Source organism: Pseudomonas sp. PB106 (assembly GCF_009764645.1).
In the GTDB taxonomy this organism is placed as follows: domain Bacteria; phylum Pseudomonadota; class Gammaproteobacteria; order Pseudomonadales; family Pseudomonadaceae; genus Aquipseudomonas.
Map to the genome: position 1 here is coordinate 30729 of NZ_RWIM01000225.1, position 11444 is coordinate 42172.

The 11444-nt window shown below is 59.1% G+C and carries 15 protein-coding genes; 5 read left to right on the top strand and 10 right to left on the bottom strand.

The genetic code is table 11. From position 1 onward, the window contains the following. Nucleotides 1-120: 120 nt before the first annotated feature. Together EJA71_RS27235 and cysZ are read right to left on the bottom strand one after the other, a co-directional pair. On the bottom strand, nucleotides 121-1320 hold the full coding sequence (locus EJA71_RS27235; RefSeq protein ID WP_158961145.1) for a glycosyltransferase family 1 protein: 1200 nt from the start codon (nucleotides 1318-1320) through the stop codon (nucleotides 121-123). Nucleotides 1321-1362: 42 nt separating this feature from the next. Continuing rightward, complete coding sequence (gene cysZ, locus EJA71_RS27240) at nucleotides 1363-2115, bottom strand: sulfate transporter CysZ (RefSeq protein ID WP_158961147.1); 753 nt, start codon at nucleotides 2113-2115, stop codon at nucleotides 1363-1365. A 311-nt stretch (nucleotides 2116-2426) separates the two neighbouring features. Here cysZ and trxB point away from each other — a divergent pair, with 311 nt between their 5' ends. Then, entirely contained in the window at nucleotides 2427-3389 is a 963-nt protein-coding gene (gene trxB / locus EJA71_RS27245; RefSeq protein WP_108226178.1) for a thioredoxin-disulfide reductase, read from the top strand. 143 nt (nucleotides 3390-3532) lie between these two features. On the opposite strand, the gene EJA71_RS27250 is transcribed toward trxB, so the two are convergent. From EJA71_RS27250 to EJA71_RS27275, 6 genes are all read right to left on the bottom strand, one after another. Then, a complete protein-coding gene (locus tag EJA71_RS27250) occupies nucleotides 3533-3871 on the bottom strand; it encodes a HopJ type III effector protein (RefSeq protein WP_158961149.1) in 339 nt (112 codons plus the stop codon). Then, on the bottom strand, nucleotides 3864-4160 hold the full coding sequence (locus tag EJA71_RS27255) for a DUF1244 domain-containing protein (RefSeq protein WP_158833161.1): 297 nt from the start codon (nucleotides 4158-4160) through the stop codon (nucleotides 3864-3866). Before EJA71_RS27255 ends, EJA71_RS27250 begins: the two co-directional genes overlap by 8 nt. Before the next feature lie 98 nt (nucleotides 4161-4258). Beyond that, nucleotides 4259-4630, bottom strand: coding sequence for a dihydroneopterin triphosphate 2'-epimerase (folX, locus tag EJA71_RS27260; protein WP_158961151.1), 372 nt, complete (start codon nucleotides 4628-4630; stop codon nucleotides 4259-4261). Continuing rightward, nucleotides 4631-5191 (bottom strand): GTP cyclohydrolase I FolE, encoded by a 561-nt coding sequence (gene folE / locus EJA71_RS27265; protein ID WP_158961153.1) that lies wholly within the window; start codon nucleotides 5189-5191, stop codon nucleotides 4631-4633. A gap of 21 nt (nucleotides 5192-5212) precedes the next feature. Then, entirely contained in the window at nucleotides 5213-5923 is a 711-nt protein-coding gene (gene folM / locus EJA71_RS27270; protein ID WP_158961155.1) for a dihydromonapterin reductase, read from the bottom strand. A 124-nt stretch (nucleotides 5924-6047) separates the two neighbouring features. Further along, a complete protein-coding gene (locus EJA71_RS27275) occupies nucleotides 6048-6617 on the bottom strand; it encodes an antibiotic biosynthesis monooxygenase (RefSeq protein ID WP_158961157.1) in 570 nt (189 codons plus the stop codon). A 212-nt stretch (nucleotides 6618-6829) separates the two neighbouring features. Between EJA71_RS27275 and EJA71_RS27280 the strand changes: the two genes are divergently transcribed. Further along, entirely contained in the window at nucleotides 6830-7789 is a 960-nt protein-coding gene (locus EJA71_RS27280; protein ID WP_158961159.1) for a MerR family transcriptional regulator, read from the top strand. Between the two features lies 1 nt (nucleotide 7790). On the opposite strand, the gene EJA71_RS27285 is transcribed toward EJA71_RS27280, so the two are convergent. After that, nucleotides 7791-8396 (bottom strand): hypothetical protein, encoded by a 606-nt coding sequence (locus EJA71_RS27285; protein WP_158961161.1) that lies wholly within the window; start codon nucleotides 8394-8396, stop codon nucleotides 7791-7793. A 54-nt stretch (nucleotides 8397-8450) separates the two neighbouring features. Beyond that, nucleotides 8451-8927 carry a PAS domain-containing protein gene (locus EJA71_RS27290; protein WP_158961163.1) on the bottom strand — a complete coding sequence of 159 codons (477 nt, stop codon included), beginning with the start codon at nucleotides 8925-8927 and terminating at the stop codon, nucleotides 8451-8453. A 153-nt stretch (nucleotides 8928-9080) separates the two neighbouring features. Here EJA71_RS27290 and EJA71_RS27295 point away from each other — a divergent pair, with 153 nt between their 5' ends. From EJA71_RS27295 to EJA71_RS27305, 3 genes are all read left to right on the top strand, one after another. Continuing rightward, nucleotides 9081-9536 (top strand): flavodoxin, encoded by a 456-nt coding sequence (locus tag EJA71_RS27295; protein WP_158961165.1) that lies wholly within the window; start codon nucleotides 9081-9083, stop codon nucleotides 9534-9536. Nucleotides 9537-9726: 190 nt separating this feature from the next. Next, the gene (locus EJA71_RS27300) at nucleotides 9727-10509 is read left to right on the top strand and encodes a class II aldolase/adducin family protein (RefSeq protein WP_158961167.1); all 783 of its coding nucleotides are present in this window, start codon (nucleotides 9727-9729) and stop codon (nucleotides 10507-10509) included. Then, nucleotides 10509-11411: an alpha/beta fold hydrolase gene (locus tag EJA71_RS27305; protein WP_158961169.1), complete on the top strand. Its 903-nt coding sequence runs from the start codon at nucleotides 10509-10511 to the stop codon at nucleotides 11409-11411. Before EJA71_RS27300 ends, EJA71_RS27305 begins: the two co-directional genes overlap by 1 nt. The last annotated feature ends 33 nt before the right edge of the window (nucleotides 11412-11444 follow it).

Below are 11444 nucleotides of genomic sequence, written 5' to 3' on the forward strand. Positions count from 1 at the left end.
TGACGCTATCGCTGGCAAGCCAGCTCCCACAGGGTTTGAGGTGATCACAGTTGTTGTGGACACCAGTGAACCTGTGGGAGCTGGCTTGCCAGCGATGGCGGCTTCAAACTCAGTAAAGATTCAGGGCAGTGTCTGAGCCCCAGGCACCACCAACTCCCCCAGACAAGCCCCGCGCAAGTGCCCCTCAAACTGCTCGATAATCGCCGCCCATCCCTGACGACTCGCATGCTGCCGCGCATTCAGCCGCACACAGCGCAACGTCTCATCTTCCTCCAGCAACCACGCCGCCGCCTCACAAAACGCCTGCTCATCACCCGGCATCGCCAGCACGCCGTTGTAGCCATGGCGAATATGCTGCGCCGCCGCAGCCTGATCGTAAGCCACCACGCCTAATCCTGAAGCCAGCGCCTCGAGCACCACATTGCCGAAAGTCTCAGTCAGGCTCGGAAACACAAACAGATCCCCGGATGCATAGTGCGCCGCCAACGCTTCACCGCGCTGAGCCCCGCAGAAAATCGCCTCGGGCAGTTCCTTTTCCAGCGCTAGCCGTTGCGGCCCGTCGCCAACCACGATCAGTTTCAGATTGCGTTGTGGATAACTGCTGCGCAGGGTGTCGAAAGTACGCTTGAGCAAGCGCAGATTTTTCTCCGGGGCGAGGCGTCCTACGTGAATCACGGCGATATCGCGCTCGCCCAGACCCCATTTTTCACGCAGGGCATTCAGGCGTTTGCTCGGATGAAACAACTGGCTGTCGACACCGCGCGATAACAATGCCAAACGCTCGAAATGCCGCCGCTCCAGTTCCAGGCGTTGACTGATACTGGGCACCAGCGTCGTGGCCGAGCGATTGTGGAACCAGCGCAAATAATGCGTGAGCATTCGCGTCAGCAAGCCGAGGCCATACTGACTGGTGTATTGCTGAAAGTTGGTGTGAAAACCGCTGACCACGGCAATGCCCAAACGCCGTGCCGCACGCAGCGCCGACAACCCCAGCGGCCCTTCGGTGGCGATGTACAACACGTCCGGGCGCTGACGCTTCCAGCGACGCAGCAGTTTGTGCATCGACGACTGACCCCATTGCAGCCCCGGATACCCCGGCAGCGGCCAGCCTCGGCAAAGCAGCAGCGCGTCATCTTCACTGCGCTGCGGATCACTGGCCTGACGCGGGCGCACCAGATCGACACGGTGCCCGCGTGCGCGCAGGCCATCGCACAAGCGGCCAAGGGTATTGGCCACGCCGTTGATTTCAGGAGGGAAGGTTTCGCTGATGAGGGCGATGTGTAGAGCTGTCGTCATGGCCTCAGTGTCGACTGAGGCCATGTCGTCGTTATGACGTTCGGATGATGGATTTGTGACGCCGCCTTAGCGCTGCGTCACGAGATTCTCGGCACCGCGCTCGCGTACCCAGAACAACGTCGCGCCAGCCACGGCGGCCGGCATCATCAGGATGTTGACCACCGGAATCAGTAGCACCAGATAGACAATCCCGCCGAAACTCATGCTCTGCCAGCGTTTCTGCCGCAGCCAGGCGAGCATCTCGTTCCAGCCCAGTTTGTGGTTGTCCGCCGGGTAGTCGATGTACTGGATCGCCATCATCCACACACCGAACAGCAGCCACAGCGGCGCGGCGATGATGTTCACCACCGGGATGAACGAGAGGATGAACAGGCCGATGGCACGGGGCAGGAAATAGCCGAGTTTGCGCATCTCGCGGGCGAGGGTGCGCGGGATCATCGCGATCAGTTCGCCCCAACTGAAGGCCGGGAAATCGTCGGTGCCACGCACCACCACTTCGACTTTTTCCGCGAGGAACCCGTTGAACGGTGCGGCGATCACGTTGGCCAGCATGGTAAAGGTGAAAAACACCATCAGCGCCACCAGCACCACGAACAGCGGCCAGAGGATGTAACTGAGGAAACTCAGCCATTCCGGTAGCGATGGCATCAACGTGTCGACCCAGAGGCTGAACTGGTGGCCGGCCAGATAGATCAATCCGACGAACAGCACGAGGTTGATCAGCAGTGGCAACAACACGAACAGGCGCAAGCCTGGGCTCAAGACCAGTTTGAGGCCTTCGCGCAGGTATTGCGGTCCGGACAGAACAGGGGCGGGCATAAGGTGCTCCGAGCAAGGGAAAACGCGCCGACCTTACCGACTTTGCCACGGCTGTGAAAGCGCGGTAGAGCGATCGACATTCACTGTAACAAAGACGTCCATCTCATCAGTGTGTGGGCATAGAGACCACCTATGAGCTGGATTGTTAAACCGTATTTCCTTAATCTTGCCCCCCTCGATACGCTGCACCCAACTTTTTACAGGACTGTCGAGCTCACGCCTTCCCCAAGGTTATCCACAGTCCTTTTTTATTCCCGCCGGCAGTCCGGCGATCCGGGCCTTTTTTTCGGCTCGGTCAACAGGAGCAGGTCATGTCTGAAGTCCGTCATTCGCGAGTGATTATTCTCGGTTCCGGCCCTGCCGGTTACAGCGCTGCGGTATACGCGGCCCGCGCCAACCTCAAGCCACTGCTGATCACCGGCATGCAGGCTGGCGGTCAACTGACCACTACGACCGAAGTCGACAACTGGCCTGGCGACGTCCATGGCCTGACCGGTCCAGCCCTGATGGAGCGCATGCGCGAGCACGCCGAGCGTTTTGAAACCGAGATCGTTTTCGATCACATCAACGCCGTCGACTTTGCTGCCAAGCCGTACACCCTGACCGGCGACAGCGCGACCTACACCTGCGACGCCCTGATCATCGCCACCGGCGCCAGCGCGCGTTACCTGGGCCTGCCGTCGGAAGAAGCGTTCATGGGTAAAGGCGTTTCGGCCTGCGCCACCTGCGACGGTTTCTTCTACCGCAACAAGCCAGTGGCTGTGGTCGGCGGCGGCAACACTGCTGTGGAAGAGGCGCTGTACCTGGCCAACATCGCCAGCACTGTGACCCTGATCCACCGTCGCGAAACCTTCCGCGCCGAGAAAATCCTGATCGACAAGCTCAACGCTCGCGTGGCTGAAGGCAAGATCATCCTCAAGTTGAACGCCACTCTCGACGAAGTCCTCGGCGACAACATGGGCGTGACCGGCGCGCGTCTGAAGAACAACGACGGCAGCTTTGACGAAATCACCGTCGACGGCGTGTTCATCGCCATCGGCCACACCCCGAATACCTCGCTGTTCGAAGGCCAGCTGACCCTGAAAGATGGTTATCTGGTGGTGCACGGCGGCCGTGAAGGCAATGCGACTGCAACCAGCGTCGAAGGCATCTTCGCCGCCGGTGACGTGGCTGACCACGTTTACCGTCAGGCCATCACCTCGGCCGGCGCCGGCTGCATGGCGGCACTCGACACCGAACGTTACCTGGACGGTCTGCAGAACGCTTCGTTCTAAGATCGCAGGCATAAAAAAAACCGGCCAGATTGGCCGGTTTTTTTGTGCCCGCAGTTTCAGCTACGTGATGATCGTTCCCACGCAGAGCGTGGGAATGATCAGGGTGTAGGAGCTGCCGAAGGCTGCGATCTTTTGATCTTTAATCAGCGGCGGGTCAGCGGCTGGGCGGTGAATTTCACGCCGGCCAGACCGTGCTTGATCAACCCGCGGATGTTGCCGTGATCATTGCCCTCAGGCGTGGCCACTACCGAGCGGTAATGCTCGCCGAACGCCAGCAGCGCTTCTTCATCGCTCAGACCTTCCAGCAGCGCCAGACCCAGCGTCTTGCACGAGCCTTCGTTCTGCCCGGCGGCGTTTTCCACGCCACCGTTGTTGAAGGCCTGCGGCTGATAATCGTAGCCGGCGGCGATGAAGGCCAGGGTGTCGGCGAAAGCGTGTTCGCCGCTCTTCAGGCTGGCGCGCAGGGTGTTCAGATCACTCATGGGTTTTTCCTTTGGCGAACGCCGCTTGTTGATCGGCGCTGGCTTCTTGCTGAAATTGGGCTTTCCACTCGGCGTACGGCATGCCGTAAACCACTTCGCGGGCGTCGTCGAGGCTGACCTCGATCTGGCGCTCGTCCGCTTCGGCCTTGTACCACTTCGACAGGCAGTTGCGGCAGAACCCGGCGAGGTTCATCAGGTCGATGTTCTGCACATCCTTGCGGCTGTCCAGGTGGGCGACCAGCCGGCGGAAGGCGGCGGCTTCGAGTTCGAGGCGTTGTTGCTCGTTCATGGAGGTCTCTTCGAGACAGCTTCAAGCGGCGAGCTTCAAGCTGCAAGTTTGGATTGTGGGTGGCGGTAGCTTAACGCTTGCAGCTCGAAGCTTGAAGCTCAGCGGCTTGCCGCGAGCGTGATCGATACCGACTCGGCAAACCGCAGCGCATGGGGCTTGTCGACTTCGACTTCGGCGTACAGCACCGAACCGTTGCTCATCACCAGATCAAGCAATTCCTGCGTCAAACGTTCGAGCAGCGCGAAACGGTTGCCCTCGACGTGGGCGATGATTGCCTTGGTGATGGTGCGGTAGTTCAGCGCGTGATCGATGTCGTTGTCACGCACCGCGTCCTGCGCCGCGTACAGAATGGTCAGGTTGATCAGCACATCCTGCTTGTTGAGGATTTCGTCCTCGTTGATCCCGATAAAGGTGCGCAAGCGCAGATCCTTGACCCGGATGCGCGCCATTCCCGGTTGAAGTTGTGGCATTTACTTGCTCCGTCCAATCAATTGCAGGAACTCCTGGCGGGTGTTGCTCGACTCGCGGAAGGCGCCGAGCATGACCGAGGTGTTCATCGTCGAATTCTGTTTTTCCACGCCGCGCATCATCATGCACATGTGTCTGGCTTCGATGACCACGGCGACACCGGCGGCATCGGTGACCTGTTGCACCGCGTCGGCGATTTGCCGGGTGAGGTTTTCCTGGATCTGCAGGCGTCGGGCGAACATGTCCACCAGCCGCGCGATCTTCGATAACCCCAGCACCTTGCCCGTCGGAATATAAGCCACATGGGCCTTGCCGATGAAGGGCAGCAGGTGATGTTCGCACAAAGAATACAGCTCGATGTCGGCGACGATGATCATCTCATCGCTGTCCGAAGCAAACAGCGCGCCGTTGACGATCTGCTCAACGCTCTGGTCGTAACCGTGACACAGGTATTGCATGGCTTTGGCCGCACGTACCGGGGTGTCGCGCAGTCCTTCGCGGTCGGGGTCTTCACCGAGGCGGACGAGGATGTCGCGGTAGTTTTCAGGCAGAGAGCGGGTCATGGGCAGCCTCGCAGGCGGGTGTTATTTGACGTGCCTTCCGCCGTTGACGGTCAGGGTCGTACCGGTGACATATGGGTTGTCGAGCAGATAGCGCAGGCTCTGATAGATCACCTCGCTGCCGGGTTCGATGCCCAGCGCGGATTTGGCCAGGGCCTTGGCGCGGTACGCGGCGTCGTCGTCGGGATTGAACAATAGCAGGGCCGGCGCAATGCCGTTGACCTTGATTGCTGGCGCGTAGCGGGCGGCGAAGGACAGCGTCAGGCTGTCGAGCCCGGCCTTGGTCGCGCAATAACCGATGTGCTTGCTGCTGCCCTTGCGCGTGACGTCGTCGCTGATGTGGATGATGTCGGCGGGCGTCGAGCGTTGCAGCAAATCGGCGCAATGCAGGTTGATCAGATAGGGCGCGAGCATATGAATACTGAACAGGCGGGTGAACTCATCGGCTTCATGTTCCGGCGTCTCTGCCAGCCACTCAGAGGCGTTGTGCACGATGGCGCGCAGGCTGTCGGTATGGGTTTTCAGTTCAGTGATGAAGGCGAGAATCCCGGCCTCGCTGGAGAAGTCGGCGAACAGGCCAATCGCGCCGCGATCACGCAGTGTCTGTACGCCGGGACGTTCGCTGCGGTAAGTGAAGATGACGCGCTGACGGTTTTCCAGCAAACGCTGCGCGCAATGCAGGCCGACACGCTGGCCGGCGCCGGTGATGAGGATCGGGGCTGCGGAATTGGACATGAACGGCTCGCATCGCGGGTGGAGCAAAAACTATAACAGCGACACGCCGGAAAAGATCGCAGCCTGCGGCAGCTCCCACAGAGATTTGGGCAGGAGCTGTCGAGGGCAACGAGGCTGCGATCGTCTAAACGTTCTGCGAAGATGTTTTGGCAGGCACACGTCGTGCCGGCACGCTGTTCAGCCAATTGGCCAGCAACCGCGTCGACAACGGAATAAAGAAATACACCATCAACGGCGTCAGGCACGCGGTGCTGATCAACACACGCGGCAACAAACTCATCTCCGCGAGCAGCGGGCCGAGGACAAAGTTGAACAACAGTGAAACCGGAAAGAACGCCAGCCAGATCGCGACCGCCTGCTTCCAGCGTGGTGGGCGCTGACCGGCCGCGCCGAACCAGCCTTCGATGCCACTGACCCGATGTTCCTTCGGATGGGCAAACAGGTCGCTGCCACGATCCAGCCAAGCCGTGCGCGACACCGAGTGTTCCCACGCATGCAAAGTCTGTTCATCGACGAAGCGGAAAATAATCTGGAATTCGTTATCGCCGGGCGGCGGAGCAAGTACGCCTGAGCCGAGATAACCGGGAAAGTCGGTGGCCAGTTGTTCGCCTTCGCGCAACCAGGCGATCAGATCCTGATAGCGACCTTCAGCAACACGACGAGCGACCATCAGCGTGACGGGGGAAGTAGACATTGTGTATCTCCGCATTACGAATGCGTCATTCCGGGTAGGAATTTCGCCTGACGCAGGGCCGGGGTAGAGGCCTGCGCTTTTCAACAAGCAAGGATTATTCCTGATTTTCGTGAATTAACCAGAGGTTTTCGTCGCAAGATCCCTCTTGAACATGAAAGGGCCATCAGGGTTAGAATGGATCCAATAATCCTGACAAGGAAGTTGAACGCGCAATGCCTGTCCTGACTGACCTTCCACCTGTTTCGCAGGCCGTAGCCTCACTTGAGCGCGAGGACTTGTTCCCCATCCGCGAAGTCGCACGGTTGACCGGCATCAACCCAGTGACCCTGCGCGCTTGGGAGCGCCGCTACGGTTTGATCGAACCGACCCGCACCGAAAGTGGGCATCGTCTGTACTCGATGAACGATATCGAGCGCGTGCGCAGCATTCTCGACTGGATTGATCGTGGCGTGGCCGTGAGCAAGGTCGGCAAGATCCTGGCCAAGACCGAACCGCTGAAAGTACTGGCCAATTTCATTCCTGACGATCGGGTGCAGAGTGATTACCTGCAATGGCAGACACAGATCCAGCAGGCCGTAAGTTCGTTCGATGACCAGGCGCTGGATCGCGTCTGTTCGCAGATCTTTTCTTCTTACTCGCTGCCGGTGGTGTTCCAGGACATCCTCATGCCGCTCTGGCTGCAGTTGCTGCAATGCCAGGAAGCGTTCGGACAAACCAGCGAGTGGCTGTTCTTCGATGGTTTTCTCAGGGCGCGAGTCCTGCAGCGAATCATCATGCTGCGCGGCGCCCAACCGCGTCGGGTGATCGTCAGTGCGCTGTCGGGGCAATGTCGGGAATTGGAATTGCTGGTGGCAGCGCTGTTCCTCAGCGGCAATGACTCGGGGGTTCGCGTGTTGACCACCGGGCAGCCATTCGATGAGCTGACCCTGGTTTGCGAAAAGACCCGACCGGACGCACTGGTACTGTTTTCCAACCATGCACCGAGTGCCGAACTGCCTCGGCGCCTGAACCGGCTGGCGATGAGTCTGGATTGTCAGTTGATGCTGGCGGGCGATGCGTCAGATCTGGCCCGGGACAGCCTGGCGGGATCATCCGTCGCTTGTCTGGGCAACGAAGGTTCGACCATGCGTCAGCGCATGGTGCAATTTCTGGCGGGGAAGCTGGATAGCTGAATCAGGTGTGCAGCGCAGGGTGAGTCAAGCGATGCTGTTGCAGGATGAACTGACGCAGGCGCTCGGTTTCATCTGCGTCGGTCTGGCTCAGTTCGTAGGCGTAGAAACCGCTATCGGTTTCCCGCTCGAAATTGCCGCGCAATGAAATCCGCTCGTACCCCGAAGGGCTGAACCACAAGGCGAAATGCTTGGGAGGTTTGGTCTTGTTGCGCATTTCCAGCAACACACCTTTGTGCGACACCTCGTGCACCCACATCATGCCTGGCTGGCCTTTGGCATTTTCCAGCGCTACCGGTTCTTCGAGCACCAGCCGCCATGGGCGCACCATCGGGCCGTCTTCGTAAATGCTTGGAACGCCGAGGCGCAAGTGCAGCGCATGAAACTCATCTTCGACCAAGTGCAGCGGAAAGGTCATTTGCTGGTTTTCGAAGTTGGCCTGGATGGTCACCTGCTCGTGAGCGGCGAGGCGCGTGAGCAAATCGCGGATTTGCGAACCGCCATTGACCAGCAGACTCGACGTCGCATCCCGCACGTTCAATTGCGGGTTGTGCTGCATGGTCTGGATGAAATCCAGCTCATCCTGAGTGAGTAGGGCGTCACGCTGCATGGCTAACTCGAAAGGAATAGTTACAAAGTCATTGGTGATTGTAGTTAATGACAATTAGTTCGCTGTTTTGTTTGAACCGTTCGTCGCTTTCAGTTCCGCCAGCTCTGCACGCAGCGCCGCGACCTCAGCTTCGAGTTGCACTACACGCTGCTGAGCCTTGACCTGAACTGTCACGTCTTTCTGCACACCGACGATATACGTCAGCCCGTCATCAGCATTCTTTACCGTTGAAAGCGACAGTTCATTCCAGAACGGCGTGCCGTCCTTGCGATAGTTGCGCAGGGTTTCCCGACACGACCCATTACTGCGCAGCACCTCACGAATTTTCGCCAGTGCTGGCTGGTCGCGGTCTCCGGCCTGCAGAAAGCGGCAGTCCTGATACAGAATCTCTTCACTGCTGTAACCGGTCAGACGCTCGAAAGCCGGGTTGACGTAAATCAGGATGGTGTCCTGCTCGCCCTCCTTTTCCGCTACGACGATGCCATCGTTAGACGCGTTGATCACCATTTGCAGGAGACTGGCATTGATCATCTGTGAATCCGGGCAGAGTGGTCGACGGCAGGCATTCTAGAAGAACCATCGGCGCTGTCTACTGGCCATGATCGGCAGATGAGATCCAATCGCGACTTTGCAGCTCAGGCTGCTACTATCGCCGCTCATTTTTTCAGTTTCAGGATCAGATTGATGAAAGTCGCCATCCTCTCCGGTTCGGTCTACGGCACCGCCGAAGAAGTCGCCCGCCACGCCCAGAACCTGTTGAAAGCCGCTGGCTTTGAAACCTTCTACAACTCGCGCGCCAGCCTGGCGGATCTTCAAGGGTTCGGTCCTGAAGCATTGCTCGCCGTGACCTCGACCACCGGCATGGGCGAGTTGCCGGATAACCTGCAACCGTTGTATTCGACCATTCGCGATCAGTTGCCGGCAGCCTGGCGCGGTTTGCCCGGCGCGGTGATTGCGTTGGGCGATGCCAGTTATGGCGACACGTTCTGCGGCGGCGGCGAGCAGATGCGTGAGTTGTTCGGTGAACTGGGTGTGATTGAAGTGCAGGACATGCTGCGCATTGATGCCAGCGAAAGCGTTACCCCGGAGACCGACGCCGAGCCTTGGCTGGCGCAGTTGATCGACGCGCTCAAGGGCTGATCGGACAAGCCTGCTCGTTGGCGGCGCTTGCTGCACCTTTGCTGGCGCCGAAGCTTTGACATGGATCCAGGTTGATTGCACGGCTGACCCGGTCAGTCATCAAGCTGGCTGCCAATGCAACTACGCGATTGCCTGCACCTGACTAGACTGCTGTCACGTGCAGAACAATAAGAACGCAGAGGTGCATACAGTGAGCGTAGCCCCCGTCCAATCGTCCCTTAATGTCAAAGATCAGGTCAGCGCCGCCGAGTGGCAGACCCGTGTCGATCTCGCCGCTTGTTATCGTCTGGTCGCGTTGCATGGCTGGGACGATCTGATCTTCACCCACATTTCCGCCAAGGTGCCGGGCACCGAAGACTTTCTCATCAACCCGTTCGGCTTGATGTTCCATGAGATCACCGCGTCGAGCCTGGTTAAAGTCGATCAGGCCGGCAACAAGCTCATGGACAGCCCTTACGAGATCAATCCCGCTGGCTACACCATCCACAGCGCGGTGCACGAAGTGCGGCACGATGTGGTTTGCGTGCTGCATACCCACACCGCATCCGGCGTCGCGGTGTCGGCGCAAAAGCAAGGCGTGTTGCCGATCAGCCAGCAGTCGCTGTTTGTGCTGTCGAGCCTGGCCTATCACGGCTATGAAGGTGTCGCGCTGAACCACGAAGAGAAGGCGCGCTTGCAGGCCGACTTGGGCGACAACAATTTCCTGATGCTGCACAACCACGGGCTGCTGACTTGTGGCGGCACCATCGCCGACACCTTTCTGATGATGTTCACCTTCCAGCGCGCTTGCGACATTCAGGTCATGGCGCAAACCGGTGGCGCTGAACTCATCGCCATCGAACCGCAGATTCTGGCGGGCGCCAAAGCGATGATCGCCGGCGTCACCAAAAGTGCTCAAGGCATGGGTGGCGCGCTGGCCTGGCCAGCGTTGCTGCGCAAACTCGATAAACAAGACTCCGGATATAAACTCTAATGCCTCTTGCCGAGATTCCTCTGTGTGTCTGGCGTAAACGCAGCCAGACGTTTGTCTTTCGTGGTCAGCCGATCCGTTATTGGGCGGCGGGGCAGGGTGAGCCGTTGCTGCTGATCCACGGCTTCCCGACCGCCAGTTGGGATTGGCATTACCTGTGGCAGCCCTTGGCCCAGCGTTATCGGGTGATCGCCTGCGACATGCTCGGTTTCGGCGATTCAGCCAAGCCGATCAACCACACCTACAGCTTGCTGGAGCAGGCGGATTTGCAGCAGGCGTTGCTCGCGCATCTGCAGATCGAGCAGCCGGTGCATGTGTTGGCGCACGATTACGGCGACAGCGTCGCGCAGGAACTACTGGCCCGGCATTACGAAGACCGCATTGAAATCGCCAGTTGTGTGTTTCTTAACGGTGGACTGTTTCCAGAAACTCATCGCCCGGTGCTGATGCAAAAACTGTTGCTGAGCCCACTGGGGTGGATGATCGGTCGCGCGTTTACCCGCGATGCACTGGTGAAAAGTTTTCGGCAGATATTTGGGCCGAACACTCGGCCTACAGAAAGCGAACTGGATGATTTCTGGAGCCTGGTCGATACCAATCGTGGGCCACGCATCATGCACAAGTTGATCAACTACATTCCTGAGCGCCGGGTCCAGCGTGATCGCTGGGTGGCGGCCATGCAGCGTGGCGAAATTCCGCTGCGGTTGATTGACGGTGAAGTTGATCCGATTTCCGGTGCTCACATGGTCGAGCGCTATCGGGAATTGATTCCGGACGCAGACACCGTGATGTTGCCGGATATCGGCCACTATCCGCAGACCGAGGCGCCAGTGCAGGTGCTCAAGCATTACCTGGCGTTTCGCGAGCGTTTTGTTCTGCCGCCGCGCAAAGTCGCCTGCTCCTGAAGATCAAAAGATCGCAGCCTTCGGCAGCTCCTG